At 54.4% G+C, this 23,608-nt stretch carries 42 protein-coding genes; 22 read left to right on the top strand and 20 right to left on the bottom strand.

Features of this window, described 5'->3' with window-relative positions; translation table 11 throughout:
• Positions 1-59: 59 nt before the first annotated feature.
• The 7 genes from terL to ASN_RS19925 form a co-directional block, all read right to left on the bottom strand.
• Positions 60-1,505 carry a phage terminase large subunit gene (terL, locus tag ASN_RS07815; protein WP_058987815.1) on the bottom strand — a complete coding sequence of 482 codons (1,446 nt, stop codon included), beginning with the start codon at positions 1,503-1,505 and terminating at the stop codon, positions 60-62.
• On the bottom strand, positions 1,468-1,992 hold the full coding sequence (locus ASN_RS07810) for a terminase small subunit (RefSeq protein WP_082666620.1): 525 nt from the start codon (positions 1,990-1,992) through the stop codon (positions 1,468-1,470). Before ASN_RS07810 ends, terL begins: the two co-directional genes overlap by 38 nt.
• Positions 1,973-2,305, bottom strand: a complete 333-nt coding sequence (locus tag ASN_RS19610) for a hypothetical protein (protein WP_157765148.1) — start codon at positions 2,303-2,305, stop codon at positions 1,973-1,975. Before ASN_RS19610 ends, ASN_RS07810 begins: the two co-directional genes overlap by 20 nt.
• Before the next feature lie 68 nt (positions 2,306-2,373).
• Positions 2,374-2,940 (bottom strand): hypothetical protein, encoded by a 567-nt coding sequence (locus ASN_RS07805; protein WP_058987814.1) that lies wholly within the window; start codon positions 2,938-2,940, stop codon positions 2,374-2,376.
• Between the two features lie 404 nt (positions 2,941-3,344).
• On the bottom strand, positions 3,345-3,539 hold the full coding sequence (locus ASN_RS07790) for a hypothetical protein (RefSeq protein WP_058987811.1): 195 nt from the start codon (positions 3,537-3,539) through the stop codon (positions 3,345-3,347).
• Between the two features lie 2 nt (positions 3,540-3,541).
• Positions 3,542-3,706 carry a hypothetical protein gene (locus ASN_RS19605; RefSeq protein WP_157765146.1) on the bottom strand — a complete coding sequence of 55 codons (165 nt, stop codon included), beginning with the start codon at positions 3,704-3,706 and terminating at the stop codon, positions 3,542-3,544.
• Positions 3,691-4,026 carry a hypothetical protein gene (locus ASN_RS19925; RefSeq protein WP_058987810.1) on the bottom strand — a complete coding sequence of 112 codons (336 nt, stop codon included), beginning with the start codon at positions 4,024-4,026 and terminating at the stop codon, positions 3,691-3,693. The genes ASN_RS19605 and ASN_RS19925 overlap by 16 nt, the downstream gene beginning before the upstream one ends.
• A gap of 202 nt (positions 4,027-4,228) precedes the next feature.
• On the opposite strand from ASN_RS19925, the gene ASN_RS07780 reads away from it, so the two are divergent.
• The gene (locus tag ASN_RS07780; protein ID WP_157765145.1) at positions 4,229-4,789 is read left to right on the top strand and encodes a hypothetical protein; all 561 of its coding nucleotides are present in this window, start codon (positions 4,229-4,231) and stop codon (positions 4,787-4,789) included.
• Positions 4,790-4,983: 194 nt separating this feature from the next.
• On the opposite strand, the gene ASN_RS07775 is transcribed toward ASN_RS07780, so the two are convergent.
• The 7 genes from ASN_RS07775 to ASN_RS07745 form a co-directional block, all read right to left on the bottom strand.
• Complete coding sequence (locus tag ASN_RS07775; RefSeq protein WP_058987808.1) at positions 4,984-5,763, bottom strand: hypothetical protein; 780 nt, start codon at positions 5,761-5,763, stop codon at positions 4,984-4,986.
• A 1-nt stretch (position 5,764) separates the two neighbouring features.
• Positions 5,765-6,607 carry a YdaU family protein gene (locus tag ASN_RS07770; RefSeq protein WP_058987807.1) on the bottom strand — a complete coding sequence of 281 codons (843 nt, stop codon included), beginning with the start codon at positions 6,605-6,607 and terminating at the stop codon, positions 5,765-5,767.
• Complete coding sequence (locus ASN_RS07765) at positions 6,604-7,197, bottom strand: HNH endonuclease (RefSeq protein ID WP_058987806.1); 594 nt, start codon at positions 7,195-7,197, stop codon at positions 6,604-6,606. Before ASN_RS07765 ends, ASN_RS07770 begins: the two co-directional genes overlap by 4 nt.
• Positions 7,198-7,211: 14 nt before the next feature.
• Positions 7,212-7,892 (bottom strand): hypothetical protein, encoded by a 681-nt coding sequence (locus ASN_RS07760; RefSeq protein ID WP_197603347.1) that lies wholly within the window; start codon positions 7,890-7,892, stop codon positions 7,212-7,214.
• Positions 7,889-8,419 carry a RuvC family protein gene (locus ASN_RS07755; RefSeq protein WP_231948434.1) on the bottom strand — a complete coding sequence of 177 codons (531 nt, stop codon included), beginning with the start codon at positions 8,417-8,419 and terminating at the stop codon, positions 7,889-7,891. Before ASN_RS07755 ends, ASN_RS07760 begins: the two co-directional genes overlap by 4 nt.
• Positions 8,388-8,675 carry a DUF2312 domain-containing protein gene (locus tag ASN_RS07750; RefSeq protein WP_058987804.1) on the bottom strand — a complete coding sequence of 96 codons (288 nt, stop codon included), beginning with the start codon at positions 8,673-8,675 and terminating at the stop codon, positions 8,388-8,390. The genes ASN_RS07755 and ASN_RS07750 overlap by 32 nt, the downstream gene beginning before the upstream one ends.
• Before the next feature lie 276 nt (positions 8,676-8,951).
• A complete protein-coding gene (locus ASN_RS07745; RefSeq protein ID WP_061488033.1) occupies positions 8,952-9,404 on the bottom strand; it encodes a hypothetical protein in 453 nt (150 codons plus the stop codon).
• A gap of 35 nt (positions 9,405-9,439) precedes the next feature.
• Between ASN_RS07745 and ASN_RS07740 the strand changes: the two genes are divergently transcribed.
• On the top strand, positions 9,440-9,691 hold the full coding sequence (locus ASN_RS07740; RefSeq protein WP_058987802.1) for a hypothetical protein: 252 nt from the start codon (positions 9,440-9,442) through the stop codon (positions 9,689-9,691).
• Positions 9,692-9,696: 5 nt separating this feature from the next.
• Here ASN_RS07740 and ssb read toward each other — a convergent pair whose 3' ends face one another.
• From ssb to ASN_RS20525, 3 genes are read right to left on the bottom strand one after another with little or no spacing between them, the layout of a single operon-like run.
• Positions 9,697-10,212, bottom strand: coding sequence for a single-stranded DNA-binding protein (gene ssb, locus ASN_RS07735; protein ID WP_058987801.1), 516 nt, complete (start codon positions 10,210-10,212; stop codon positions 9,697-9,699).
• Complete coding sequence (locus ASN_RS19920) at positions 10,209-10,730, bottom strand: hypothetical protein (protein WP_058987800.1); 522 nt, start codon at positions 10,728-10,730, stop codon at positions 10,209-10,211. The genes ssb and ASN_RS19920 overlap by 4 nt, the downstream gene beginning before the upstream one ends.
• Positions 10,730-10,951: a Cro/CI family transcriptional regulator gene (locus ASN_RS20525; protein ID WP_058987799.1), complete on the bottom strand. Its 222-nt coding sequence runs from the start codon at positions 10,949-10,951 to the stop codon at positions 10,730-10,732. Before ASN_RS20525 ends, ASN_RS19920 begins: the two co-directional genes overlap by 1 nt.
• Positions 10,952-11,032: 81 nt before the next feature.
• Here ASN_RS20525 and ASN_RS07720 point away from each other — a divergent pair, with 81 nt between their 5' ends.
• From ASN_RS07720 to ASN_RS19915, 3 genes are all read left to right on the top strand, one after another.
• The gene (locus ASN_RS07720) at positions 11,033-11,710 is read left to right on the top strand and encodes a LexA family transcriptional regulator (RefSeq protein WP_058987798.1); all 678 of its coding nucleotides are present in this window, start codon (positions 11,033-11,035) and stop codon (positions 11,708-11,710) included.
• Between the two features lie 21 nt (positions 11,711-11,731).
• The gene (locus tag ASN_RS07715) at positions 11,732-12,244 is read left to right on the top strand and encodes a hypothetical protein (protein WP_058987797.1); all 513 of its coding nucleotides are present in this window, start codon (positions 11,732-11,734) and stop codon (positions 12,242-12,244) included.
• A gap of 329 nt (positions 12,245-12,573) precedes the next feature.
• Positions 12,574-13,002 carry a hypothetical protein gene (locus ASN_RS19915; protein WP_167541304.1) on the top strand — a complete coding sequence of 143 codons (429 nt, stop codon included), beginning with the start codon at positions 12,574-12,576 and terminating at the stop codon, positions 13,000-13,002.
• Positions 13,003-13,028: 26 nt separating this feature from the next.
• Here ASN_RS19915 and ASN_RS07705 read toward each other — a convergent pair whose 3' ends face one another.
• Positions 13,029-13,286, bottom strand: a complete 258-nt coding sequence (locus ASN_RS07705; protein ID WP_058987795.1) for a hypothetical protein — start codon at positions 13,284-13,286, stop codon at positions 13,029-13,031.
• Between the two features lie 141 nt (positions 13,287-13,427).
• Here ASN_RS07705 and ASN_RS07700 point away from each other — a divergent pair, with 141 nt between their 5' ends.
• From ASN_RS07700 to ASN_RS19600, 17 genes are all read left to right on the top strand, one after another.
• On the top strand, positions 13,428-14,165 hold the full coding sequence (locus ASN_RS07700; RefSeq protein WP_058987794.1) for a KilA-N domain-containing protein: 738 nt from the start codon (positions 13,428-13,430) through the stop codon (positions 14,163-14,165).
• Between the two features lie 11 nt (positions 14,166-14,176).
• Positions 14,177-14,431 carry a hypothetical protein gene (locus tag ASN_RS07695; protein ID WP_058987793.1) on the top strand — a complete coding sequence of 85 codons (255 nt, stop codon included), beginning with the start codon at positions 14,177-14,179 and terminating at the stop codon, positions 14,429-14,431.
• Complete coding sequence (locus ASN_RS07690; RefSeq protein WP_058987792.1) at positions 14,431-14,874, top strand: hypothetical protein; 444 nt, start codon at positions 14,431-14,433, stop codon at positions 14,872-14,874. Before ASN_RS07695 ends, ASN_RS07690 begins: the two co-directional genes overlap by 1 nt.
• 72 nt (positions 14,875-14,946) lie before the next feature.
• Entirely contained in the window at positions 14,947-16,005 is a 1,059-nt protein-coding gene (locus ASN_RS07685; RefSeq protein WP_058987791.1) for a coiled-coil domain-containing protein, read from the top strand.
• Between the two features lie 74 nt (positions 16,006-16,079).
• The gene (locus ASN_RS07680) at positions 16,080-16,385 is read left to right on the top strand and encodes a hypothetical protein (RefSeq protein WP_157765144.1); all 306 of its coding nucleotides are present in this window, start codon (positions 16,080-16,082) and stop codon (positions 16,383-16,385) included.
• On the top strand, positions 16,382-16,843 hold the full coding sequence (locus tag ASN_RS07675; RefSeq protein ID WP_157765143.1) for a siphovirus Gp157 family protein: 462 nt from the start codon (positions 16,382-16,384) through the stop codon (positions 16,841-16,843). Before ASN_RS07680 ends, ASN_RS07675 begins: the two co-directional genes overlap by 4 nt.
• Before the next feature lies 1 nt (position 16,844).
• Entirely contained in the window at positions 16,845-17,678 is an 834-nt protein-coding gene (locus ASN_RS07670) for a recombinase RecT (protein ID WP_058987788.1), read from the top strand.
• The gene (locus ASN_RS07665) at positions 17,675-18,262 is read left to right on the top strand and encodes a 3'-5' exonuclease (RefSeq protein ID WP_058987787.1); all 588 of its coding nucleotides are present in this window, start codon (positions 17,675-17,677) and stop codon (positions 18,260-18,262) included. The genes ASN_RS07670 and ASN_RS07665 overlap by 4 nt, the downstream gene beginning before the upstream one ends.
• The gene (locus ASN_RS07660) at positions 18,259-18,630 is read left to right on the top strand and encodes a hypothetical protein (RefSeq protein WP_058987786.1); all 372 of its coding nucleotides are present in this window, start codon (positions 18,259-18,261) and stop codon (positions 18,628-18,630) included. Before ASN_RS07665 ends, ASN_RS07660 begins: the two co-directional genes overlap by 4 nt.
• Complete coding sequence (locus tag ASN_RS07655; RefSeq protein ID WP_058987785.1) at positions 18,627-18,815, top strand: hypothetical protein; 189 nt, start codon at positions 18,627-18,629, stop codon at positions 18,813-18,815. The genes ASN_RS07660 and ASN_RS07655 overlap by 4 nt, the downstream gene beginning before the upstream one ends.
• On the top strand, positions 18,812-19,498 hold the full coding sequence (locus ASN_RS07650) for a hypothetical protein (RefSeq protein WP_058987784.1): 687 nt from the start codon (positions 18,812-18,814) through the stop codon (positions 19,496-19,498). Before ASN_RS07655 ends, ASN_RS07650 begins: the two co-directional genes overlap by 4 nt.
• The gene (locus tag ASN_RS20520) at positions 19,495-19,671 is read left to right on the top strand and encodes a Lar family restriction alleviation protein (protein ID WP_082666619.1); all 177 of its coding nucleotides are present in this window, start codon (positions 19,495-19,497) and stop codon (positions 19,669-19,671) included. The genes ASN_RS07650 and ASN_RS20520 overlap by 4 nt, the downstream gene beginning before the upstream one ends.
• Positions 19,641-20,135: a hypothetical protein gene (locus tag ASN_RS07645; RefSeq protein WP_058987783.1), complete on the top strand. Its 495-nt coding sequence runs from the start codon at positions 19,641-19,643 to the stop codon at positions 20,133-20,135. Before ASN_RS20520 ends, ASN_RS07645 begins: the two co-directional genes overlap by 31 nt.
• Positions 20,132-20,434 carry a hypothetical protein gene (locus ASN_RS07640; RefSeq protein WP_157765141.1) on the top strand — a complete coding sequence of 101 codons (303 nt, stop codon included), beginning with the start codon at positions 20,132-20,134 and terminating at the stop codon, positions 20,432-20,434. The genes ASN_RS07645 and ASN_RS07640 overlap by 4 nt, the downstream gene beginning before the upstream one ends.
• Positions 20,431-21,546 (top strand): hypothetical protein, encoded by a 1,116-nt coding sequence (locus ASN_RS07635; protein WP_058987781.1) that lies wholly within the window; start codon positions 20,431-20,433, stop codon positions 21,544-21,546. The genes ASN_RS07640 and ASN_RS07635 overlap by 4 nt, the downstream gene beginning before the upstream one ends.
• Entirely contained in the window at positions 21,546-21,866 is a 321-nt protein-coding gene (locus ASN_RS20515) for a helix-turn-helix domain-containing protein (protein WP_082666617.1), read from the top strand. Before ASN_RS07635 ends, ASN_RS20515 begins: the two co-directional genes overlap by 1 nt.
• Before the next feature lie 62 nt (positions 21,867-21,928).
• The gene (locus ASN_RS19600) at positions 21,929-22,765 is read left to right on the top strand and encodes a tyrosine-type recombinase/integrase (protein WP_407922296.1); all 837 of its coding nucleotides are present in this window, start codon (positions 21,929-21,931) and stop codon (positions 22,763-22,765) included.
• A 141-nt stretch (positions 22,766-22,906) separates the two neighbouring features.
• Here ASN_RS19600 and ASN_RS19910 read toward each other — a convergent pair whose 3' ends face one another.
• On the bottom strand, positions 22,907-23,098 hold the full coding sequence (locus tag ASN_RS19910; RefSeq protein ID WP_167541303.1) for a hypothetical protein: 192 nt from the start codon (positions 23,096-23,098) through the stop codon (positions 22,907-22,909).
• Between the two features lie 97 nt (positions 23,099-23,195).
• Entirely contained in the window at positions 23,196-23,591 is a 396-nt protein-coding gene (locus ASN_RS19595; protein WP_140385824.1) for a hypothetical protein, read from the bottom strand.
• Between the last annotated feature and the right edge of the window lie 17 nt (positions 23,592-23,608).

The raw sequence follows: 23,608 nt of genomic DNA, 5'->3' as shown, positions 1-23,608 counted from the left end.
ATGCAGGCTCGATCCTCGCAGGCGGCGCGGGTCGATTGCGACGGAAGAACATTTTGCCTCTAAATTTTATTCAAGTCGTCCCGGCTCAGGATCATGGGATCACTAGCCTCGCACAGAACCGAAAAAGCCCCTGCCGCAGCATCCACCTGATCGTCATGACCCCCTGCAGGAAACTGCCCCAACTCGTCGAGGAACGTCCTATTCCACGGAGCCCGCACAAGAGAGACGTTCCCTGCGTTGGCCTGAGACGAAAACGGCGCGGCTCTTGTCGCTTTGTCGCCGGTTTCGCGTTCTGCACGAACCCGATAGCCAGCCAGCATGCGGATAAAGTATTCCGCCTGCGCTTTCCCTGCCTGCCCCGGGTCCTGCGGCAGAACAATCTCTACATTGGGGCCATCGAGCGCAGCCGTGTTTTTGATGGCGGCCTCCACTTCTTGAGGATCTCCACGAAGCCGCGCTACATCCAGAATGGTAAACCGCCCGTCATTGTAGCGAGCCATCTTGACGCCAACAGTCCAGTCAGGATCACGGGTACCAACCTGACGCGTGGCAGCCAAATCCCACCGCCTGACAATCGTGCCGCCCAGTGGGGCCGCATCCAAGACGGGAAACATCCCGGTTTTGAATAATGTGCCTTCACCGGGCGTCGGCTGCTGTTGATACAGTGCTGACCACTCACGGGGGCCAATTGACTTGCGGATGGCCTCAAGCTCAGAGAGCCCGAACACATCCGGCCATAGAGGCTGCCCGATCTCACGATGAAGCGCATCATCAAAGCTGTCGGCAATAGCCGGGAGCGACAACACATCCCAGCTTTCGCCGGTCCCGTTCTGCATCTCATCAAGCAAGCGCCCAGCCAGATCGTCAGGATGCCAGCGCGTCAGCACCAGCACGATAGCGCCTCCCGGCATCAAGCGGGTACGAAGAACGGACCGGTACCAGTCCCATACAGCATTACGGACAGTGTCGCTCTCGGCCTCCTGGCGTCCCTTAATTGGATCGTCAATCAGCGCGACATGTGCGCCCTTGCCGGTAAGTGATCCAGAGACGCCCGCTGCCGTGTAAACGCCGCCCTTACTCGTGTGCCATTTGTCGCGAGCAGCACTATCGCCCGCCACGCCCACGCCGGGGAACAGGACCGCAAACTCACTGGATGCCACGGTATTTCGGGCATGCCGCCCAAAGTCCTGCGCAAGGTCCGCGCTATAGGACGCCGTGATAACCTGCTTGTCAGGATTGCGACCCAAGAACCACGCCGGGAAGCGCTTGCTGGTAAGCTCAGATTTGCCGTGCCGTGGCGGCATAAACACCATCAGGCGCTTAATCTCGCCGCGTTCTACAGCATCCAGCTTATCGCACAGCAGCCGGTGCTGTGGCCCAACCCGGTAGCCGGGCATCGTGTATTGCGTGAAAGCAAGACAGCCTGATCGGGCTGCTATACGGCGGGAAAGTTCAGTGCGTGCTCTGTTAGTCGCTTTCCCCGAGAAGGCCTTTGAGTTCTTCATCCGTCATGTCTTCAATCTTTTTGACGGTGCGAACCTCAGTCTTATCCACAAACATGCCCAAGTGACGGCCTATCTGCGTAAGAGACCCCACCTTATCCCAGAGTTTTATTTTGTGGACGTATTCAACCTCGCCATCACCCAAGTTCTTCGTGACAACTTCCACGGAAGAAAGTGCCGCTGCTGCATCTGCGTCCAAGGCGCTGAGCGGCCTAAGATTGCCATCCTCAGTGAAAAGGCTTCGGATATCGGAAAAGCCTATCTTGGCGAACTCTTGGAGCACTCGATCTTGTGTGATTTGCGTGCGCTTGGACCGGGCATTTTGCGCTTCAGAAATCGCGTTTTGAATTTCAACATTCTTCAACAATCTCTGGCCGATAGAATGAGCAGTTTTCTCGCTATATCCAGCCCGAATAGCAGCCTGCGTGGCATTGAGATCAACAAGGTATTCCTCGACAAACCGGCGCTGTTTATCGTTCAGTCCGGCCATCCCTCAACCCCCACCCATCCTCAAAAGCCCTCATCTGGGCCTCGCGCTTAACTGCCGCGATAACCCGAGCCATAGTCGTTCCAGACAACCGCCCGACAACAACACCACCAGTCGCTGCCTTGGGCCAGCATCTTATGCGCGCATCAGGCCGCAACCCAGCATCAGCGCACTCAACCATTGAGAGAGGCACATCAGCGCGATGCCATGTTGTCTCAGTCGTCGCAATCACGCGACAGACATACGAAACGCCATGTATCTCACCAAGGCACACCGCATCATGACGCCGGAAGCGAATGACGGAGCCAGTGAGCATCAATTGTCCAGAAAAAGAAAAAGCCGCTCAGTGGCGGCTCACAAACACACGTATTGCAACGATAATGTTTAACCTACCTGAAAAGGTACCGGGGTACAAGCCTCTTTTTCACGCCTGCGTTCCCGATCAACATTACGATAATACTCGGACAACTGCTCCAGCAATAAGGCGCATTGGGCGGCAATCTTCTTACGGGCCAGATCGGTTGAGACGCGCGGGAACATGCATTCGCCAATCTTGCGGAATGACATCTTATCAACCAGCATTGCCCGCAACCGTGTCTCAGAGCAGACGCCGAGCGCTTTCCTCACATCATACAGATCACCGACCGCGTCAGCCCGCGTCATCAACCACGATAGATCATCATGCCTGATCTCGGTATTTGGCACGTGATTTTCGGAAAACTCTTTGTAGCCATTAAACGCGAATTGCCAGACACAAAACCACCGGTCAGCAGCATTGGCTGCGTCTTGGGAAATATCACCCGCAGCCAACATAGCATCAACCACTGTCTGCTCTTTAGCAGGCTTCCCGGGTGATGATTTAAACGCTGACTTAGCCGCCCTCTCCACCGTCGGCCCATTATCCTGAGCACGCCGGATTTCGTGGCGTGGCTTGCTGATAACTTTTTGCATATCACCGACCCTCTGGGATTACATATTCGCCGCGGCAGTTATACCTGCCTTGGGTAAAATCGCTCGGCGCAGGAAATGCCTCTGCTACGCCAGTGATTTGTCTGTTCGCGTTCGAGTGGTGCCTTTGATCGGCAGGACCCTTTGAGTGCGTCCAAAGGATATCTCCTCCCTTAAGGGTGATACGCTTTATTTCCGGACGATCACACTTGGTCATTTGGGTTCCAGAGACAACGCATATGCACTTGCCCTCTGGCTGGGACCAAACACCTCCAACACATCAACCCCAGCAACCCGCGCAGCTTTTCTGGCGAGCGCTTTCCCCCGCTTTGACCGCGCAAAAAATTGGAACATCAGCCTATCCCCGGTTTCCGGGTCGCGATCGTTCGAGACAATGATGTATTTTTTCATACCCGCATCTCCACACGCTTCATCTGCGCCATTAGGTTTTTGATTGCTCTGCTGTCGCTCGGTGTTACTGACCCGAACAGAAAAGCGCCGCTGTCATGCCGCCATTTGACGTGGCCACCATTCGTGATCTGCGCGACCCACCCACGCTTTTTGACGGCAGCTAGGATCTGTTTGACGTGACGACTGGGCATGCTCATTTCCTCGCCTCCTCCACCGCCACCTTCTGCGCCTCAGTCAACGGCACCCCATCCTTGGCCTGAGTAGCCGCACACGCCACCGCCCAATTCCGGGCTGGCGCATAGATGCTGGCGTTGTTGGGGTGGCGGCAGTCGGTAGGTTCGGTCAAATCGTCCGCCATCTCTCAAGCCCTTTCCAAATCGCATTGACTGCCACTGGGTGCCCGGAGCGCAATGGCTCTCGTCGCCTTGATAGCAAATCGATTTCGGCACTCTCTTCGTCGGGAGTTTCTGTAACAGCAGAAGCCTCTTTCTTGGCATCCCGAACACGCAGCAAAACCTGCCGCACACCCTCCATGCATTTGCCTGTGTGCAACCCAATCTTGCGCAGCGACAGGCCTGCCTCACGCAACGCAAGTATCCGCTGCACATCATCCGCGCTTGTGCGGTATGTTGCGGCCTTGCGAGACAAGATTTCACGATTGGAGGTTTGCGCCTGCATCCCAAAATAGAATCACACCCCCCGCAAAAAGTACAGGGAAAAGAACCAACATCCTGCTCATTTATGCGGAGTAATTTTGTGAGCCCCCCCCGCTTTCTGCGGTGCGTAGATGTGGCCAAATGAAACAGCTGCTATCATGGCTAAATGGCGCTATAGTGAGATAGATGATTTGATTCATCCTAAAATTCCGTGGGATATATAAATGAAAAACTGTCTTATTTTCGTCTTTTCAGCTCAGGCAATAGTAATAATTTCCCTCATTGCATTTATAGTTCCATCAACCATAACCTCAGATCTAGGTGACCACGCCACATGGAGCGGGTCTATAATATCATTTTTTACAATGATATTTACTGCGGCCATTGGATTTTACGCCTACACCATTGCGAAAGAGCAAAACAAATCCTCCCAAATCTCATACATGACTGAGATGCTTCGCGCCCTAGCCAATCAATCTAACGAAGCGGTTAAATTGGCGCACTGCAAAATGAAAAGCCCATCTGAGGCAGATGAATACCCAAACATCGAAAAATGTTTATCAGACCTTACTACCGCAATCATAAAAGCATCAGAAATAATAAATAAACTACATCCGAATGACTTCGATTTATACAGAAACATGTTCTACTCAATGATAGACTCATCCGTCTCTACTGAAATTATGGAGAAAAACATACTAACCGATCACAAGTCCGCGATGATGGGGGAAATATCAAACTCATATGACCGCGCAAAACGCATGGTTGAGCCATTCAAAAAATAGCCCCAAATCCTCCTCCTCCGTCAACCCCGGCTCGCTCTCGTGTAGCGGGACCGGGTGCGGCGTGACTGGCGGCCTGTGGGGCTCTGGCTCGGGCCATTCGTGCCAGTCTAGGGTGTCGCCTCTGCTGTTCTCACACATACCCCTAAAATCCCCTACGTTGCCCGCTGAGTGCGGTCTGGTTCCCGTACAACGATTTACCGTGCAAACACTTGCGCAGCACTGTGCGCCCTTCCTGTTGTCTCTTTCCCGTATGTAGCCATAACCTGCGCCTCCAACTGCGCAATGAGCGGCTCTAACCACACGCCCTGCGTTGGGTCCGCCGCCAACTGCCTGCAACACTCAGCCAGACGTTCTGACACGCTCGGTTGTGGCTCTACGGGACGGCGCTGCTCCGGCTCTGCATCCGTGTGCCCCATCGACTTGCGCCATTCAGCCATCTGCCGTGCCACGGCTGCCCGTTCCTCGGCGCTCACACACTCTTCGCGCTTCCCTGCCCGCTCAGCCAATCGCACGATGCGGCGGCATCCCTCGATGTTGCGGCGCAGCTTGTCGGCATAGGGCTGGAGGTGGGCGTAAAGCTCCGCAGGGCTAGGCCAGAACTTGCCTTGCGGGCCTTGGGTGACCCACGCCTTGCGCGTCTCCGGCGTCCAAACGGCTGCTGGCATGTCACCGCAGATTTCGCAAATGGCGCTAATCTTGGCTGCGCTATCGGCTGGATCAGTCGGCGGGTTTACCGTCAGCGGGATCAGTTTTTTCACCCACGCCGCGATGATGATTTCCTGCGCCGGAGCGTTGGCGTTCTGATCTCCCGCGATGGCCCTTGCCTCGGAAACGAGAGCAGGCGTCAAGTCACGGGCTGTCATCGGGACGCCCCGCTGCACCGCTGCGATGAGGGCTGACAGATCGGCGGAAGGCTCAACGGGCGCAACCGGCAACGCCATGGCACCAGGCTGGATTTTGGCAATGGTGGTCATGTCACACCCCCTCGATGTCGGGCACGTTGGCCCACGTTTCGGCTGCAAGCTGCTGGCGGGATTTTGGCTTTGCTCCCGACGCTCGATGCCTCACTGCGGCCTCGCACCATGCTTGCGGTTCCGCTGGCCTAAGGTCCGACGCTTGGCGGATTACGTCGAGCACACACGCCGCGTCGTCTCCGCCGAGCTTGAGCCATCGCCCGATCAAGGCCCTGACGTTCCGCTCCGGGAGCCCGGTCATGTGCCGGATGCGCTGAGTGCCGTCCGTGAAAAGCTGCGTTCGGGCATCGAGAGAATTCTCAGCCTCACCGATTGTCCGCGCTTCGGCCTCAGGCCCCGAACGAAGTGAGGGATCTTCTGAACGTAGTGAAGAATGTGATGGTGAAGGTGACACGGACGCGCATGACGCGCACGTATCACCCTCTTTGTTAGCGTTTTGTATGTTCAAATCGCCTACTTTTGTATCTACATTTGTAGAACTTTTGTTGTCGTTTTGAATGTCTTTTGCATTGGACCGATCACGTCTTTGTTGGACCGCGTCGCGCCGTTTGTTGCTGACAGACTGGGCGTGCGCCAACTCCTTATCAGCTCGCTTCTGATGCAGCAGTCCGTCATCCTCAGTGGAGAAAAATCGCTTGAGCGTCGGCCATATTGCCTTGTCCCATGTCTTGCGGTCAGCGCGCGCGATAGCTGCCAGTTCGTCCATATCAGCAGGCAGAGGCCCTTGCCGCCAATACTCCATCATGAGAAGGAAATACGCCCCATGCTGGAGTGTCGTCAGGCGCATGGTGTCGGCCAGATAATCACCGATATAAACGGGCATCCATGTTTTGATTTTGCTCATAGTGGACGGCTCCTGACATGCGCCCAATCCAGCCACTCAAAGACAAATTTGTGACGTTTAGGCATCTGCATATCGATGCCTACGGCTTGTAACGCTTCGATCTGGCGGCGCGGAATAATGCCGTATGCGGGGCTTTGCCGGGTCATAATCATATGCCGGAACTCTTCAACAATTTTGTCGCGCTTCGCCGAATTGCACTCCCAGCAAGCCAGAAGAAGGTTGGGAGGCAAGTCACTTCCGCCTTTGCTTTGCGGGAGCATATGGTCAATTGAGCAGTTATTTGCAGAATGAAGGGACAGCCTCTTTCCGCAGTATCCGCATACGCCGCGCTGCCTTAAGAAGATCCATTCACGGAATTTTTCCTTAAATGAAAATCCATAGCATTTTCTTGAAACGACTTCCGACATTGAGAAATCCGGAACGCTGCTTTGAAAAAGCTCCAAATCCACATCATAATTCAGGGTGTCGAGCCAGTAGCTATCAAGCCCAGAAACATCGGCCTTTCCGCTTTCCAGCAGAAGATATGAACGCTTCCATAGAGAACGCCTGTTTTCATCGTCCATTGGAAATGCTAGATTTTCATCAGCCATGCATTGAGTTCCTTTCAAGCACTGGTCAGAAGGCCGCCCGGTTCCCCCGAACCAGCGGCCTTCGCCATATTAGCAGGGTTGCGGAGCGTTGGGTACTCCACAGGGGTGGGAATCTCCTGGAATAATGGAGATGTTTTGCAATCTCCTCCCCATTGCTGCGCCATAGCATCGGCAATGCCCTGATATGTCTGTGAACGCAGTTTCCCTCTATCAGCAGATGGGGGCATCTTGTGAATGCGCGCCTCACGCCCAGGCACGACATTGGTGGCGCGAAGAGGCGGCAGACCTATAAGCCATAGGCATGTGGCTTTGGTTTCGCCGTGCCCAAACATCCACGGCTGAATGATCTGGTCTGGCCTGCGCCACAAGGTGGACATGATGCAGACCGGGTTCTCGATTGCGATTTTCGGTATCCCGCACTTTGCCAGCTTAAGAAAAAATGAGGCAGATGCTTGCTGTCGGCCATCCATCCGCTTGGCGGCAAAATGCCGCACCCCTGATACAGACAGATCCGTGCAAGGCGGATGGAAAATGGCCATATCCCATGGGTAGTCCAGAACATCCCGCACATCGCCCTGGTAATGCGGGCCAGGGCGCTCTGTAGGCAGCAGGTCGCACGACATGGCATCATGCCCGCGCTCGATAAACGCATCACGGACAATGCCGCTGTATTCGCAGCCGATCAGGATTTTCATGCCGGAACCCCAGTATTCTCCAGAGCACGAATACCAAACAGACCCAGCATAACGGCCTCTGCCCTGCCATCATCTTTCACGCGTGAGAAAATCCCCGCATTGGCAGGGAATAATTCACATGCGCGCTGACGTGCGGCCCCTTTGTCTGCGGGGCAGCCCATTCCCCTCTTCCAGTCCTGCGGTCTGATTTTTGTCATGGGGATGCAGAGGGCTGAACAAACGCCCTCAATCACGCCTAGACCGCGCCCAAAGGCAAACGCGCCCACGGCCCCCTCACCTGGCCTTACGGAAACATTCTCCACAAATAGATGGTCTGGCGCATGAGCCCGTAAATGTGCGGCAAGAAGTGCTGGGTTAATCACGCGCCGAGTGGTGCGCCCTACCTTCACATAATCAATCGGCATATCCAGAACCTCAATGATCTGATGCCGCCAGTTGAGGAATGCGATTGCACCGCCAGCGCCCGGGTCGATTGCTGCTATGATCTTCATTGCGTCACATCCCCAGCGCGCGGCGGTAAACGTCAAGCAGCGTTTCCTGCTCCTCCAGTTCGCCCGGTTCCTGCTTTCGCATACGGATGATCTGGCGGATGACTTTCACGTCAAAGCCCGCAGATTTGGCCTCTGTGAAGATGTCTTTGATATCGCCAGCCAGCCCTTTTCGCTCTTCTTCGAGGCGCTCCACGCGCTCTATAATCGACCGCAGCCGATCAGCCGCAATTCCACCTACAGCCGCATCATCGCCGCTGGAGAATTCGTTGTGTGTGCTGGGAAATTCGCTCATCGGTTCATTCCTTTCCGTGCTGGCACGCACATGGGCCGCACGATGTATCCAAGGGCGTTGATAAGGCTCTCGGGGATTGTCTCAGACGCGCCTGATAACACTTTCGATATCACTGGCTGCGGTATTCCTATTTTGCGAGAGAGGGCGCGTTGACCGCCTGCCAGATCCACACGATCGGCAAGGCGGCTGCGGATTTCCTCAACCGGAAACGGGGTCATTCTCCACACTCCCGCGCCAAAGCATCAGCCTGCGCCTGCATCCGATCGGCCTTTTCATTCAGCCAGTTAGCCCATTCCCTATAGTGCAGGGCTCGGCGCATTGCTCGGCAAGCGCGTTTTCGAATGACGACAATTCGCCACCGCAAAACGAAGTTCCCCATTTTTCTTCCCATTCATCATTTAGGGCACGGTAGATGGCGGCTTCCTGCTCGGCCTTCTCCTGTAAACGCCCCAGATTGCGGTGATAGGCGGCCAGCATCCGAAGGAAAACTTCGGCTGTGATCGTGATTGGCTCGCCGTAGTAAATGCTCTTCGCCTGACGGTCTGAAATCTTCAGGACAGATGCCAGACGATGAATTATCTCTTTGACGCCGAGGCCTGCCCCGAACGTCTTAACGATGGTTCGGGCCATGGTCTGGGCATCCTGCGTGACTGAATCAGTCATGTGCATTGGACGCTTTTCCAAAATGGCGGAACGATTTTCCAAAATCTTCTTCATCAACTGCTCCATTCTCTGTTTTGCGAGAACGGGAGACTGGAGAAACAATGGAGAAGGAGACTGAATTCGGAACGGTGCAGGTTGGTGGCGAGTATGTCACCAACCCGTTTTCACCGCTCGATACAGCGGACACAGCACCCGGCAATTTACACCTTGCCTCACCGTATCTGGGCATCTCACTGCTCAGGACGGCGCGGCTCTGGTCACGTCTGCACCCATGGGCAACCGTAGGCCAACGCATCGCGCTGGCCCAGGAAGTCGCCAAGGAGTTAGGGGTGGACGTGGGGTGCATTGGGTGAGCGGCCTAAAAAGGTATTTCGTCGTCGAGATCAGAGCCGCTAGCAGGCGCATCCCAACCGCTGCGCTTATCCAAGCCGCTATCGTATCCAGTGTTGCTTTGGCGATGCTGATGGCTGAGGGGCTGAGTGCGAGCACGATTGCCATCGCTGTGGGCGTTCTCACTATCCTGACGGCTATCGAGCAGCACAAGTTCACCACGGAATTTTTGCAGCACAATCTCGGTCGTGTAGCGATCCTGCCCGGACTGATCTGTCCATTTCCGGGTTTGCAGCGCACCTTCCAGATAAACCTTGCGGCCTTTGCGCAGAAAGCGTTCCGCCACATCAGCCAGCCGTTCATTGAAAATCACCACACGGTGCCATTCCGTGCGTTCACGGCGCTCACCAGACTGGCGGTCGTTCCACGTGTCACTTGTTGCCATGGTCAGATTAACTATCTTCTGCCCGCTCTGGCTGGTGCGCACTTCTGGATCTTTGCCCAGATTGCCCACGATGATGCATTTGTTTACGGAGCCACTCATGCGGATACCCGCCGCTGCATAGCTGATTTATGGGAAGACGCCCCATACTTCGCCAACCAAATAGCAGCATCTAGACGGACAATGTCTGCCCATGGCGCAAGGGGTTCTGACTGTATGCGTTTTATCTCTTTATCAATGGTAGCGCCGGGCCATGCTGCCGTAGCGCGAACCCGCACTGGAGTTACCTCACGCTTAATCCAATGGCGAACAGAATGCTTATTACGGCCAAGCAGAAACCCAATGTGGGAATACGGCGCCGCGTATTTTCTTAACGCCCGCGCAAACACAATCTCCTGCGTGGACCAAGGCCCATCGCTCATCTTGTACACGACACGCCCCGTCATTTTCCAATATTGTAGGCAGAAACGCGCAACGCTCTGGCAAACAATTTCAATTTGTGCGTTGGTAATAGTCTTTTTCTTCGTAAGAGCCCCACGCGTCATTCCGCAGTCACGCTCAATAAAGCTGATCAGACCGCGCTTTCTCTTGAGCGCTTCATATCTGGGACATGCTGTCATCACGCGCGCTCCTGGGCTGGGGTGCGTTTGGGGAGCAGTTCGCATAGCGGGAGCTTCAAGGCCTCACTCAGCGTATGGACGTGATGCGCGGGCACTATCCGCCACTGGCTAACTGCCTGCGGTGTTACGCCAACAATCTTAGCGAGAGCGAGCACGCCTCCCGCTTGATTGATTGCCGCCTGCACGCAAGGCGGCCTTTTTGTGTCTCGGTTTCTAGCCATGCCTCAATGTAAGCCATGCTTTCATTGTAAGCAAGTATTTCTTACGTGGGTAAGCGCGAATGCTTAGGGTATTATGAAAGAATGTCTTTCAAAGATAATCTTCAGGCGTCTATGGACGCTGCCGGAATAGGGCCGACCGACCTTGGAAGCGCCTTGGGAATATCGTCTCAGGCGGTCAGCCAGTGGCTCTCAGGCAAAACCCATCCAACAGGGAAGCGCCTGAAGGAAATAGCTGAGGTTCTCGGCACTAGCTGGGAAGCCCTGCACGCTGACGCGCCCAGTGCGGACAAAGCGCTTCCCTTGCGGACCACGCATGCCCCAGCGTCGCATGTCGCGATACCAGAATATGATGTAGTGACATCGGCGGGCCCGGGGGCATTGCCGGAGCTTTGCTCACCCGAAGATGGACTTCGGCCTGCAGAATATTGGAAGATTCCTCGCTCGTATATCTCGGCCTTCTCGGACGTACCCGATAAGCTTGCCATCATCCGTGTGGCTGGCGACAGCATGGAGCCGGAGTATCAGGCTGGGGACCGAGTGCTGATTGATACGTCGCACCGCGCGCCCTCCCCTCCTGGCATATATGTGCTGTGGGATGGATACGGCCTTGTTCTCAAGCGTCTAGAGCTTGTCCCCGGCATGGAAGAGCCCCGCAGAGTGCGGATTATGAGCATCAACCCTGCTTATTCTGCCTACGAACTCACGCTTGATGAGATTGCAATCAATGGCCGCGTAGTCGGCAAGTGGGCTTGGAAGTGAAGATGGGCGGATCTGCAATCAATGACTGAAACCACCTTATGCGCTCTCGATGCCATTATACTCGCCCCAAAGCAGATATCTGGCCGGGTGCATTGGAGCAACGAGGATAGGCCGTCCAGCGCATTTTCATTCTCTGCTGCCCTGCGTCTCAATGACGAGCCTCTGAGCGGCCTTAACTTACATGGATATGCTGCGAGCGATGGTCCAGTCGGCTGGTTGAATCTTATCCTTACGGCAGAAAAAATTCCCCTTGAGAGGTTGAGTTACCTTCCGTGTCGTCCACACACCAATAAATCTCCAGAGTGGGCACCGGCATATCTTCATCGGCAATACTTTGCCGCCCGGGTCAACCGAAGATACGCTTGGGGGGATAACCGCGTGCTTCCCCACGATAAGAAGAGAGAGATCGCTTCGCTCGTTGAAGAGAATTTAGTAGATGCCGCCCATGCTATCCGCTATGCATTGAAAGCTATGAACATACAGGGGGTCGTGCCGGAGCCTGAATTCCAGCCGACGCTTGGGTTATTAATATGAGCAACCACTTAAACGTTGCCGAGCTTTTAAGTCCGGTTTTTTCTGGCATTGAATCGCAGGGGGATGCTGTCCGCATCCAGACACACTGTCTTTACGCAGATGGCCAAGGGGTTGTCGTCACGTTATTTCGTTCCGGGGCAAATTCTTGGGTAGTTACAGACGCAGGGGATGGATGGAGCGTTCTCCGAGACCATTTCATCACCCCATCACCTCGATCAGCGGCTAAACGAGCTGATGCGATAAAATGCAACCTCGGAGTTTCGTATCATGAAGGAGAGTGGAGCGTAGAATGCTGCTCTCACGATCAGATTATTGGATCAATCTTATTGGTGGCAAACGCCTCTCAGGCGTGGGTGGAAAAGATGTTCGCGGCTAATGCAGTTCAAGGTCGGGCAGAAGCCGTCGAAGAAAAACTGCACAACATGCTTAAGGATGCTTTCGGAGAGAAGCGCATCGAGCGTGGTTCGCGAGTTCGCGGTTTGAACAAAACCTACGAAGTCTCAACCATAGTAGCGTTACCCCGGAAGCAGTACGCCGCGTTTGAAGTCGTGACGCCCTTTATGGCGTCCATCTATCCCGCATATACCAAGTTCTCGGATATTTCTCATGCCGACAAGAAGCCCGCCCTTATGGCGATGGCGTTGGAGGGAATAGATACTATCTGGAAGTCAGATGATCTTGCGCTTCTTCAGAGCTCTGGGGCGATCCTCATTGATGTCGATAAAGGGCTCCCCAGAAACATCGCTGCTCTCGCATAGCCCCGCTCCGGCGGGTTTTCTATTCCCTACTCCACTTTCCCCGGCACATCCCCCACACTCCCCAAAATCTCAGGCTCTCCGTAGTCCCCCGCCTCTTCATCGACGGTCATGCGGACAGCCTGAGCCCCGGCTACGCTAAGTAGCCCTTCCCGCACCTTCTCAATCCTGCGTAACGCATCCTCGGTGTCCCGGCACGCAACAGGCGTTCCTGGCTCCAGCGTCGTGCGCTTGCCGGTCTTTTTCCACACATAGGGCTGGAAGATGATTCGTTCGGTGGCGGCCATTTGTCAGATTCTCCGGTCATGTTCTACATTTGTTCCATACCGGTAAGCCGACCTTCCCAGCAATGTAAGTTTTTCTTACTTTTTCGCTTGACGTGTAAGTAAGTATTTCTTACGTTGATCCCATCACCACGGAGATGGGCAATGACCTCAACACTCTCAATTCTCGGAACGACTATCCGGCAGGACGCAGAAGGCCGGTTCTGCCTGAATGACTGCCACCGGGCATCTGGTGGCGCATCCAATGACGCTCCTGCACAATGGCTGCGGACCGATACCGCTAAGAAACTGATAGCGGAATTAGAAACTATGCAGAATTGCACAGTTTCCGAAACTACCGGAAAACAGGTAGTAACCGAGCCGGGCCGCAATGGCGGAACCTATGTCGTCAAAGAACTGGTCTACGCCTACGCGATGTGGATCAGCCCCGCTTTTCACTTGCAGGTTATCCGCGCTTTCGATGCGCTGGTGACAAAGGGCCTAAAGATTGTTGAGCCCCTCACCCGCGAACAGCAAGTAGCTCAAGCCCTCCTTCTGTCACAGGACATTATCCGCGAAAAGGATGAGCAAATCGCCATCCTCGCTCCCAAGGCAGAAGTGGCCGACAAGATCTCCGGCAGTGACGGCCTCTATACACTGAACCTGTCAGCCAAAGCTGCGCAGATGCCACTGAACCAGTTCACACGCATCGCACACGCCAATGGCTTCATCTTCAAGCAGAACGGAAAGTGGAACGCCTACTCTGACAAAGTGAAGGCAGGACACTGCTACGTAAAATTCCACTCATATCGCGACCGTGATGGCGATGAACGATTTAGCCCACAGGTGTTTTTCACGCCGAAGGGAATTGAGCGCATCGCAAGAATTAGTGGTCAGCACTGAGGAACATAGCAATGAACACACAGGTCGAGCAGACGGCTGCTCCCATAACACCACACTGGCGCGACATCCTCGAATACAGCGCAATCTGGGCTCTCTACACGCTGGCAGATGGCGTGGAGATCGTGTGCAGCTTCCTCCAAACTTGGTGGGCTGGCTATGCGCGCGCCGTGTTTGTCACCACGCTCGCTGGACTAGGTCTCGCGCAGTGGGACTGGTTCATGACGCGGTTTTGCCTCACCTGCGCTTGGCTTGTGGAGGCTGTGTGATGGGGGAAGCTAAGTTCACTCCGGGGCCTTGGGCTTGGTTTGGTAGTGCTGGTGGCGCGCCAGACATATATCTCGCCACAAACCATTCAGGCCGACGCTACGTCATGAGCTTCCGGCGTTGGGGCCTTAACGGCGCTCAGCCCTGCTTCCAGCCGGAAGGTCGTGGCATGAAAAAGGCTTCTGATCTCCTGCAATTTGAGGTTGGAGACAGGTCTATTGTCGGTATCGATGCTGCCAAAAAAGACACCAGCGTTTACCGGTATCAAATCCGTGGGATTGCTGCTCCAGATGCCCACCTGATAGCCGCTGCGCCAGAGCTTTATAAGGCGTTGAGTGATCTGGTTTCGTCTCTTGAGTGCTCCGATACAGACCTTTTCATCTTACGGGAAGAAATCAAGGTTGCTCGTGCAGCCCTCGCAAAAGCACGTGGGGAAACCCCCTAACACCCCCGCGTCACCCGGTTTGCGGACCGGGCTTCGTGGCCGTATTGGCCGATCAATATTACCGAGGCAATAATGCAAAAAGAACTTACACTGGATACTGTGGAAACACTTGTACCGTCTATTGTTTTTGCCGAAGGCGGTGTGGAAGATGTTGTCTCAAGGCTTGAGGCATATGTCCGTGCCCTGCCACTGGATGCCACAACAGAAAAAGGGCGCAAGCACATCAAGTCTGTGGCTTATGATGTGGCGCGCTCAAAAACTGCCCTGGATAACATGGGCAAGGAAGTGCAGGAGTCTGCAAAGGCAATTGTCGACCGGGTTAATGCTGATAGGCGTGTAGTAAAAAACCGCCTTGATACTTTGCGTGATGAAGTAAAAGCCCCGGTTGTCGAGTTTGAACAGCGCGAGGCAGCCCGTGTTGAAGGGCATCAAATCGCAATTCGCGATATTGAGGCTCTGGCCCGGTTCGATTTCGCGCCGGATGAAGCGACTGTTTCTGCTCGTCAGTCCGAACTTGAGCGCATCTATGGTCGCGACTTCGAGGAATTCAAAGAGCGCGCAAAGGTGGCGTTTGAGCAGTCCGGAGTAAGCCTGTCTGCGCATGCCGAGGCAGCAAAGGCGCGCCGGGTTCAGCAGGAAGAGGCTGAGCGTAAAGCTGCTCTGGCCGCAGAGGAAGAGCGTGAGCGCCTCGAAGCGGAGCGTATCGCCCGCGAAGAGCGTATCGCTCAGGAGGCCGCAGAGCGCAGCCGCGTGCAGGCTGAGCAAGCCGCGCAGGCAGAATGTGAGCGACTTGAGCGTGAGGCTCAGGCAGCGATTGCGAGAGAGCAGGTAGCCGCTCAGGCAATGAAAGAGGCGCAGGCCCGCGCTGAGCGTGAAAAGGTCGAGGCCGCAAGGCGTGCGGAGGAAGAGAAAGAGCGCGCCGTACAGGCAGAGCGTGAGCGTGTTGCCGCTGAGAAAAGGCAAGAGGAAGCCGAGGCGAAGCGACGGGCTGCTGACAAGGCCCACAAGAGCGCGGTCAATAATGAAGCCCTACTTGCTCTCGTGGAAGCTGGAGCATCTGAGAGCGTCGGAAAGGCGATTGTGACAGCCATTGTGCTCGGAAAAGTCCCGCACGTTTCTATCCATTACTGACACAGCCACACGCATCGGGTCTCAGGTAGGCCCGGTGAAGTGGCCGTGTTGGCCGATTGTTTCCCAACGGGAGAATGAAAATGTCACAGACATTGGAGCGCGAAAGCGTGCGCCGTCTGGCTCCTATTCCACAGATGGAGCCGCCTAAGGTCAGTTCATATGCTGAGCAGCTTGATCAGGAGGCGCGGGCAGATGAAAAGAAGCTTGAAGCATTTGCGGATATGCTGAAGGCAGCACACAAACAGGCAGTCTTTCTATTGAATAACCTTCACTTTGGGAAGGAATTGGATGGCCTCCCCGAAACTGTGCGGGGCTTAGCTATCTGCATTGCCAACACAGAGAAAGACGATATCGGAAAGCTTTGGGAATACCAGTCGTGACCGATCCCATACTCAAGGCAGTTAACCAGATCCACGCCGACAAAATGCGGCCTGCTCTGCTGAAGTATAACGAGTGCATCACGGCCATTCGTGTAGAGGGTGCCAATACTGATGCATGCGCGCTGGAAGAAATTGCCGCACTGGAAGAGGTCGAGCGGCAGGCCAAACATGCGCGGGAACTGCTTCGTGCTGAACTGGCCCTACGCATGCAGGAAGACGGCGTAACCGGGTTTCATAGCGAAAACTGGCAGGCCACGCTGCGCCAGCCCGCTCAGGATGTGCGTGTGACGGATGAAAAGGCTCTGAAGTCCGCACGTCCTGAATTGTGGGAACCGCAGCCTGACAAACTCAACAGAACGGAACTGAAGAAGCTGGCGAAGAAAGAAGAAATCCCCGGCGTAGTTCTCAGCAATGGTGGCGCTCCCGTTCTGGTGGTGAGCGCGAGAAAGGACGTTTGATATGAGTGGTGCACTGACGACAACAGGCGGCTTTGCAATCGATGGGATGCAAGGAGCCATGAACCTGGCCAAGGCCATGGCTTCTGCAAAGATGGTACCGCAGCATTTGCAGGGAAGCCCCGGTGATTGCCTGATGGTTATTGAGCAGGCAATGCGCTGGCAGATGTCACCCTTTGCTGTGGCGCAAGCAACCGCCGTTGTGCGTGGTAAGATGTGTTTCGAAGGCAAGCTGGTCGCAGCGGCTATCCAGACCAGCGGAATCCTTGAGGGGCGCTTACGATACGATTTTGAAGGGGCTGGGGATAAGCGCAAGGTTATTTGTTCAGGCCAAATACGTGGCGAAGCAAAAGAACGCTCAGTAGAAGTAACGCTCGAAAGTGCGAAAACGAACAATGAATGGTGGACAAAAACGCCTGACCAGATGCTGACATATCACTCAGCGCGAGTGTGGGCGCGGCGGCATGCTCCAGAAGTCATGTTGGGTGTGTATTCGCCTGACGAGTTTGATGAACCACGCAACCAGCGGCAAGCAATCGATGTAACGCCGGATGCACATGTAATCCCGGAACCACCTCCCCAGCGCGAACTGACAGAAGAAGAGCGCCACGAGCGATATGTCACGCTCTACACAAACCGCGCCAACGCATGCGCAAACACAGAATGCTGTGATGGCCTGTGGAAGGCGTGGGATGAGAAAATCGACCAGGCGCGTGAGATGGGAAAACCGATCCCAGCGAAAACAGTCGATGCCGTGCGCAACATCATCTCAGAACGGACTGAGGCTTTTCGTGAAGAGGCATATACGAACGCTCCTGTGGATGAGGTGCCCGCATGATACTCTTCTACGATACGGAAACAACCGGTCTTCCTGACCGGTTCGCACCCCTCAATTCGGAAAAGCAGCCACGGTGCGTGCAGATTGCCGCAATCCTAACGGATGAAAGCGGCGCTGAGCAGTCCTGCGTCAATCTGGTTATTCATCCTGATGGCTGGACAATCCCAGATGCTGCCGCCCGTGTTCATGGCATCACAACCGAAAAAGCCAAACTGATTGGAGTTCGTGAGGCAGTTGCTGCTGCCGCTTTCTATGACCTGACCTGCAAGGCAGATCTGGTGGTTGCCCACAATGAGAAATTTGACCGCCAGATCGTACGGATAATGTTTGAACGTCTTGGTCGTGGTTGGGCTTTTGACAAACCAGCCTACGACACTATGGAAGCCGCGGCCCCTATCGTGAACCTGCCTCCAACCCCGCGCATGGTTGCCGCTGGCATCGACAAACCGAAGGCACCAAAGCTGGAGGAATGCATTCAGCACTTCTTTGGAGAGAAGCTTGATGGAGCACATGACGCGCTTGTTGACGTTCGTGCCTGCGCGCGTCTGTTCTTTCATCTGAACCCAGAAGGAACACCAGCATGACCCAGACGAAACTACAAATCCTAGGCCCATACACGCCTGATCATGAGGGGCCGTTTTGCACACGGGATGGGCGGAAGGCACGCGTTATTTGCACTAACAAAAAGATCAACTTATTAGATGATTGTTGCGTAGTTGCTCTAGTCGCAAATGGATCGAAGGAGCTTACTGTAGATTACAGCCAAAGTGGAAGATTTGCCATCAACGATCATCCATACGACCTCATGAACGCCCGAGAAGTCCCTGTGGCGCGGGAGTTTTGGATTTATGACGATCGCATTTTTGCGTCAGAAGCAGCAGCTAAAGCCAACTGCTATTGGACACATAGAATTATCCACGTCCGCGAAGTCCTGCCGGGAGATGGGGAATGACATTTCCAATAGGGGATTTTCTCGATCTTCTCTGCGAAGTTGATGCAGATGAGAATGTTTTTGTTTCCGTAGATCGAAAAATAATCACGCGGTCTTTTTTGGAAGAACTGCGTAATGAAAATGAGAATTTTGGTTCGGTAACAATAGATGAACTTCTGGATTTTTTCGAGGAAATGGACAAATGACCGACAAACCCACAGGCGTATTCGTGCGGCTGCATAATGGGGCACTGAACGAAGAGCAGATTGCCAAGCTCTGCAACCCCAAGCGAACCATGACAGAAAGCCTCCTCGCCATCGGCACCCCTGTCACGGGCGGGGAGTTGGATATTGTATGCTCGATAGACGAAGATATCCTGCGCGACGTACGGGAACTTGATGATGATGACGAAGAATATGTCACGGATATGGTTTTTAAACCAAACCCTGACGGCGTTGATACTGTTCCCCTCGTCCGCCAGTCAGACGCCCTCGCCAAACTTGCCGAGAAGGACGCGGAGATTGCGCGGTTGAGCACAGCACTACAAAGTGAAGATATCGGGTTCACCCAAACGATAAAAGAGAGAGACGATGCGGAAGAAATCATCGCTGAAATGTATCAGGCGGTGATAGGGGGTCCTCCTGAATGGAGTGGCAGCTTTGGGCATCGTGATGCTGTCGAAGACATTGTTGATTATGTCCATGCGCTGCGCATGAGAGCAGTTCAAAAAGCAGGCGATACCCACCTCAACAATATCGCTACACTCATAGAGCGCGCGCAGAAGAATATTTCCATTGCTCACGGCGGACGGAAAATGGCTCGTACTATCGCGCCAATTCTAGGTGAGATCGAACAAGAGGTCGCAATCCTGAAAGGCCCGGAAGCATGAGTGAGAGAGCAGCGCCATGTCCGTTCTGTGGGAGTGAAGATATTTCGGCTCCACATCCCGGAGATATTAATACGTGGGCAGTCTGTTTAACCTGTATGGCCGAAGGGCCTGTAAAAGATACCGGGCAGGAAGCGTTAGACGCATGGAACACCCGCGCAGGAGAGAAGGCGTGATGGATAGCCCTGCAAACGATCCAGAAATGCAGAAACTTATTGCTATGGAAGTTGCCGATATTATGGAAGGCATGACCACCCCCACCAACTGGCCCAACCCCGAGCGGCCCGGTTATCCGATGTTTCCTGAAAAGACCTTGCACCATGTGCTCAAGAAGAAAGATACCGGCGAAATCATAATCCGAAATTGGAAATCTGATGGCCATCATTGGGATATGATTGGCCATTTTGCCCAATGGTGCTCTGAAACATACTTTTATGAAGGCCCCGTCCTTACCCCCGCGCAGATAACCGAGATGCTGACAGCAGAGCGTGAGCGGTGTGCGAAGGCTGCTCGGGAAGTTGATATGAAATACCGCAGAAAATGGCAAACAGCATCAATAGACGCTGATTTTATTCGTGGGCAATCAGAAGGAGCATATGAAGTGGCCGAAGCGATCCGCAACCTAGGAGCCGCGCCATGAGGACGAGAGAGGAGCAGATAGGAGCGTTGGCTTGTTGTTTGCACGGACAAGATATGACAGCAAACAGAGAAACAGCAGAGCGTATGGTGCGTGAGGCAGAACAGCGCGTGCGGGCGCAGATTGGGCGCGATAGTGAGCGGTTGGATTGGTTGGAAAAAACGAGATTTGTCACTCTTGAAGACGCAATAATCGGATGGCGTATCTCTTTTATTGGGGAAAGGTTTTTCTCCATGAAAGGTACAGTCAGAAAAGCCATCGACGCAGCGCGGGCATTATCAGGCAGCGGAGAAACAGAATGACAACGAACACCACGCTTAACAGCGCTCTGGCGTCCCTGAGTGGCCTGCTACGCCAACAACCGGATGTAGCCACAGTTGCCGTCAGCCGTTCAGAACTTGATGCCGTTGTGGGCAAAATTCTGAATGACGAACGCCGCCGCAAAGAAAGCCATGAAAAAAGCGATCAGAATCTGAAATTCATGGCTCGTATCTCTCCGCATGTCCTGAATTTCATGTCTCCGATTTTACGTGGCCCGAGAAGTCTGTCCCTGACAACAGATCATTGGCTGAGTTATGGCGGTGTGTCCGTGACACGCTCTGCTGCAGGTGGGTGCATTGTGGCCGCAACCAATGGACGCACAATAGCGATTGCCTATGACGCAGAAGCGTCGCTGGCTACTCCAGATGGCGTCCAAGAAATGCGCTTCACCTTACCAGACTGCATTCTTGATGCATGCAGACCACCATCTGCTCCAAAGCTGATCCCGCCGGGTGGAGAGCCAGAAGAGATACCCGAAGGGATCTGCGACCTGATGGTGCCGGACATGGTTTTTGCCAGTGGTGCTGGTATCTTTGTCTGTCCAGTTGGAAACCCGTCTGAATACTCTGGCTGCGATGAAGACGGCTGTGACGAATGGCCAGAAGGCGGCGTCCTGGCGACCAGTCATATTTCCACACGCGAACTGTCTGATAATCGTTACTGCATCATGGAAACCCGTGGGAAAGGCAATATCGTCAATGCAACTCTCCCCATCTTGGCGCGTGCTCTGGCTCAGAAAAACTTAAAGCCAATTTCCGATGTTGGCATAGGATCTGATGCTACTGGTCAGATGACCGACTGTATGGCCCGGATTTTGGAATGGGAGCATTTTAATCCGCACAGGGTGAATAAAGGACAAAAAGAGCCGGAACCATGTGGCATCTATTATAGCAATTTGGGTTGGCAAATGGGTGCATGCCCACCTCATAACGATGATCCACTCCGATCCCCTATGATTATTTATACCCACGGGTCAGGACGCTACGCCCTTATCCAGTGTGGCTTCAGGCTTGCGAAAATGCCCGATACACCCAAGGAGGACTGGTTCACCCCTGAGGCGAATGACTTCAAGGCGGCGCAGGAGGGAGAGTGATGGATAAAGCCATGAGCTTGCCACCGAAGATGATGAGCGTGGCTGATGTAGCTGATCGGTGGTCAGTATCATCCCAGACCGTTCTCAATATCATCAGACGTGGCCAGTTAAGAGCAATCCGAATTGGATCACGCTACCGAGTTCAACCTACCGCTGTTTATGATTACGAGAGCACCCAGTGTCACGCCCCAAGTCAGCTACCCCCACATACAGCCTCTGCAACCGTGGCGGGAAATACTACGTCCAATGGTGGGACGGTAAACAAAGCAAGCGCCTTTCGCTTGGGACAACAGATCGGGAAGAGGCAAAGCGCGCACTAAGGCAGTTTCTGGCTGGTGTAGATTCACCGGCCGCACCTAACTGCCCGCTCATCTCTGATATCTTGGCAGGCTACATACAGGACCGGACTGGCCGCGTCCGGAATATCGCCTCAATACAATATGCGTGCGCTGCCCTTAACGAGCACCTTGGGGATCTCCGGCCGGATCATATCACCACTCAAGTCAGCCGGAAGTATGCGCAGAAAAGGCGCGCCCAAGGACGCCGAGGCGCAACTGGTCACGGGAAACCATTGAGTGACGGCACAATCATCAAAGAGATTGTCACGCTCAGGGCTGCTCTGCGCTGGGCCGTCAACGAGCGATGGATCCAGACTGCGCCCAAAATAGAGGCACCGCCTTCCCCCCACGCGAAAGAGAGATGGCTGACACGAGCCGAAGTAAAGAGGCTTCTGGACGTGACTGGAACGCCTCACGTCCGCCTGTTTATCCAGCTTGCTCTGTACACTGGCGCACGGACAAGCGCGATCCTTGAGCTGCAATGGGACCAGGTTGATTTCGAGAGAAACGTCATCAATTACGGCACGGGATCCGGGAACAAAAAACGGGCTATCGTGCCGATCATACCAGAGTTGCGTGAAGTCCTGTGGGAAGCAGCGACGATTCGCACCCGCGATTGCGTGATCGAATTTAGAGGTGGCCCAGTGGCCAGCATCCGCCATGCCTTCCGTGAGCGTGTCAAAGCGGCAGGACTTCAAGATGTGACCCCTCATACTCTGCGGCATACCTGCGCCACCTGGATGGTCATGCAGGGGGTGCCATTTGAGATGGTTGCCAAATTCCTGGGCAACAGCGTGGACATGATAGAGAGAGTCTACGGCCACCACAGCCCTGATTGGCTCCGCAAGGCTGCGACTGCGCTATCAGGATTTGCAGGCTGAGAATCGGTGTTTTATGCTCGGCCAGAGGACGAGAAAACATCCTTTCCGTTTTGCTAAACTGCCGTTTTTTGGCGTTTCCCTTACCTAAAAACGGCAGTTTTGTGCGGCCATCAGAGTTTTGGTAAGGGAGAGGTCGACAGTTCAATCCTGTCCAGCAGCACCAGTTCTCTCCACAAAAAACAATCTTTGCGTTCTCTCCGCCCGTGTAAGGCAGAGGCGCATCTCTCCCCCTTCATTTTTTCCTGAAAAGCTGTTTGAAAATTCAGCAGGAAAAAACGGTAGCGGGACTGTTTCTGGCTGAGAAAATTGAATGGGGAATATCTGCGCGACCATAACGCAGCAAATTCATGTCCAGCAGACAAAAAAAGAGAGAAAGCGTGATGGCTTCCTCTCTTTTGATTTCTTTAAAACACGGTAAACGGGCCTCGTTTTAGCGAGGGCCGCGGGGGCCGCCGGAACTATGACCTCCGCCGCCGCCTCTTGAGGGACCGCGCTGGCCACCTCCGCCACCCGGACCTCCACCAGGACGCCCACCCGGACCACCATGAGCTCCGCCTCCCGGGCGACCACCGCCTCCGGGTCTACCTCCGGGCCGTCCACCACCACCCGGCCGTCCGCCAGGGCGAGGCGGCGGCGGCATGGGCCTTATCCTGCGTGCCGCATAGCCCCACCGTGGGCCGGGACCATAGCCGTAATACCCATCATATTGTGGGCCGTAGCCATAGCCTGAATAGCCATATGTTCCGTATCCCACATCCGGGCCCACACAGCCTGAAAGAGAGCAGGTTACAGCCAGACAGACCACGAGTAGAGGAATGCGCTTCATTTTTTCTCTCCGCCAGT

Origin of the sequence: Acetobacter senegalensis (assembly GCF_001499615.1) — a bacterium.
In the GTDB taxonomy this organism is placed as follows: Bacteria; Pseudomonadota; Alphaproteobacteria; order Acetobacterales; family Acetobacteraceae; genus Acetobacter; species Acetobacter senegalensis.
The sequence above is the reverse complement of the archived record's forward strand: the minus strand, read 5'-3'. Positions and strand labels throughout refer to the sequence as shown.

What these genes read in the sequence shown, in the direction of transcription:
- terL (WP_058987815.1), bottom strand. Translation starts at nt 1,505, where the DNA reads ATGAAGAACTCAAAGGCCTTCTCGGGGAAAGCGACTAACAGAGCACGC.
- ASN_RS07810 (WP_082666620.1), bottom strand. Translation starts at nt 1,992, where the DNA reads ATGGCCGGACTGAACGATAAACAGCGCCGGTTTGTCGAGGAATACCTT.
- ASN_RS19610 (WP_157765148.1), bottom strand. Translation starts at nt 2,305, where the DNA reads ATGCTCACTGGCTCCGTCATTCGCTTCCGGCGTCATGATGCGGTGTGC.
- ASN_RS07805 (WP_058987814.1), bottom strand. Translation starts at nt 2,940, where the DNA reads ATGCAAAAAGTTATCAGCAAGCCACGCCACGAAATCCGGCGTGCTCAG.
- ASN_RS07790 (WP_058987811.1), bottom strand. Translation starts at nt 3,539, where the DNA reads ATGCCCAGTCGTCACGTCAAACAGATCCTAGCTGCCGTCAAAAAGCGT.
- ASN_RS19605 (WP_157765146.1), bottom strand. Translation starts at nt 3,706, where the DNA reads ATGGCGGACGATTTGACCGAACCTACCGACTGCCGCCACCCCAACAAC.
- ASN_RS19925 (WP_058987810.1), bottom strand. Translation starts at nt 4,026, where the DNA reads ATGCAGGCGCAAACCTCCAATCGTGAAATCTTGTCTCGCAAGGCCGCA.
- ASN_RS07780 (WP_157765145.1), top strand. Translation starts at nt 4,229, where the DNA reads ATGAAAAACTGTCTTATTTTCGTCTTTTCAGCTCAGGCAATAGTAATA.
- ASN_RS07775 (WP_058987808.1), bottom strand. Translation starts at nt 5,763, where the DNA reads ATGACCACCATTGCCAAAATCCAGCCTGGTGCCATGGCGTTGCCGGTT.
- ASN_RS07770 (WP_058987807.1), bottom strand. Translation starts at nt 6,607, where the DNA reads ATGAGCAAAATCAAAACATGGATGCCCGTTTATATCGGTGATTATCTG.
- ASN_RS07765 (WP_058987806.1), bottom strand. Translation starts at nt 7,197, where the DNA reads ATGGCTGATGAAAATCTAGCATTTCCAATGGACGATGAAAACAGGCGT.
- ASN_RS07760 (WP_197603347.1), bottom strand. Translation starts at nt 7,892, where the DNA reads ATGAAAATCCTGATCGGCTGCGAATACAGCGGCATTGTCCGTGATGCG.
- ASN_RS07750 (WP_058987804.1), bottom strand. Translation starts at nt 8,675, where the DNA reads ATGAGCGAATTTCCCAGCACACACAACGAATTCTCCAGCGGCGATGAT.
- ASN_RS07745 (WP_061488033.1), bottom strand. Translation starts at nt 9,404, where the DNA reads ATGGAGCAGTTGATGAAGAAGATTTTGGAAAATCGTTCCGCCATTTTG.
- ASN_RS07740 (WP_058987802.1), top strand. Translation starts at nt 9,440, where the DNA reads ATGGAGAAGGAGACTGAATTCGGAACGGTGCAGGTTGGTGGCGAGTAT.
- ssb (WP_058987801.1), bottom strand. Translation starts at nt 10,212, where the DNA reads ATGAGTGGCTCCGTAAACAAATGCATCATCGTGGGCAATCTGGGCAAA.
- ASN_RS19920 (WP_058987800.1), bottom strand. Translation starts at nt 10,730, where the DNA reads ATGACAGCATGTCCCAGATATGAAGCGCTCAAGAGAAAGCGCGGTCTG.
- ASN_RS20525 (WP_058987799.1), bottom strand. Translation starts at nt 10,951, where the DNA reads ATGGCTAGAAACCGAGACACAAAAAGGCCGCCTTGCGTGCAGGCGGCA.
- ASN_RS07720 (WP_058987798.1), top strand. Translation starts at nt 11,033, where the DNA reads ATGTCTTTCAAAGATAATCTTCAGGCGTCTATGGACGCTGCCGGAATA.
- ASN_RS07715 (WP_058987797.1), top strand. Translation starts at nt 11,732, where the DNA reads ATGACTGAAACCACCTTATGCGCTCTCGATGCCATTATACTCGCCCCA.
- ASN_RS07705 (WP_058987795.1), bottom strand. Translation starts at nt 13,286, where the DNA reads ATGGCCGCCACCGAACGAATCATCTTCCAGCCCTATGTGTGGAAAAAG.
- ASN_RS07700 (WP_058987794.1), top strand. Translation starts at nt 13,428, where the DNA reads ATGACCTCAACACTCTCAATTCTCGGAACGACTATCCGGCAGGACGCA.
- ASN_RS07695 (WP_058987793.1), top strand. Translation starts at nt 14,177, where the DNA reads ATGAACACACAGGTCGAGCAGACGGCTGCTCCCATAACACCACACTGG.
- ASN_RS07690 (WP_058987792.1), top strand. Translation starts at nt 14,431, where the DNA reads ATGGGGGAAGCTAAGTTCACTCCGGGGCCTTGGGCTTGGTTTGGTAGT.
- ASN_RS07685 (WP_058987791.1), top strand. Translation starts at nt 14,947, where the DNA reads ATGCAAAAAGAACTTACACTGGATACTGTGGAAACACTTGTACCGTCT.
- ASN_RS07680 (WP_157765144.1), top strand. Translation starts at nt 16,080, where the DNA reads ATGAAAATGTCACAGACATTGGAGCGCGAAAGCGTGCGCCGTCTGGCT.
- ASN_RS07670 (WP_058987788.1), top strand. Translation starts at nt 16,845, where the DNA reads ATGAGTGGTGCACTGACGACAACAGGCGGCTTTGCAATCGATGGGATG.
- ASN_RS07665 (WP_058987787.1), top strand. Translation starts at nt 17,675, where the DNA reads ATGATACTCTTCTACGATACGGAAACAACCGGTCTTCCTGACCGGTTC.
- ASN_RS07660 (WP_058987786.1), top strand. Translation starts at nt 18,259, where the DNA reads ATGACCCAGACGAAACTACAAATCCTAGGCCCATACACGCCTGATCAT.
- ASN_RS07655 (WP_058987785.1), top strand. Translation starts at nt 18,627, where the DNA reads ATGACATTTCCAATAGGGGATTTTCTCGATCTTCTCTGCGAAGTTGAT.
- ASN_RS07650 (WP_058987784.1), top strand. Translation starts at nt 18,812, where the DNA reads ATGACCGACAAACCCACAGGCGTATTCGTGCGGCTGCATAATGGGGCA.
- ASN_RS20520 (WP_082666619.1), top strand. Translation starts at nt 19,495, where the DNA reads ATGAGTGAGAGAGCAGCGCCATGTCCGTTCTGTGGGAGTGAAGATATT.
- ASN_RS07645 (WP_058987783.1), top strand. Translation starts at nt 19,641, where the DNA reads ATGGAACACCCGCGCAGGAGAGAAGGCGTGATGGATAGCCCTGCAAAC.
- ASN_RS07640 (WP_157765141.1), top strand. Translation starts at nt 20,132, where the DNA reads ATGAGGACGAGAGAGGAGCAGATAGGAGCGTTGGCTTGTTGTTTGCAC.
- ASN_RS07635 (WP_058987781.1), top strand. Translation starts at nt 20,431, where the DNA reads ATGACAACGAACACCACGCTTAACAGCGCTCTGGCGTCCCTGAGTGGC.
- ASN_RS20515 (WP_082666617.1), top strand. Translation starts at nt 21,546, where the DNA reads ATGGATAAAGCCATGAGCTTGCCACCGAAGATGATGAGCGTGGCTGAT.
- ASN_RS19910 (WP_167541303.1), bottom strand. Translation starts at nt 23,098, where the DNA reads ATGGTCGCGCAGATATTCCCCATTCAATTTTCTCAGCCAGAAACAGTC.
- ASN_RS19595 (WP_140385824.1), bottom strand. Translation starts at nt 23,591, where the DNA reads ATGAAGCGCATTCCTCTACTCGTGGTCTGTCTGGCTGTAACCTGCTCT.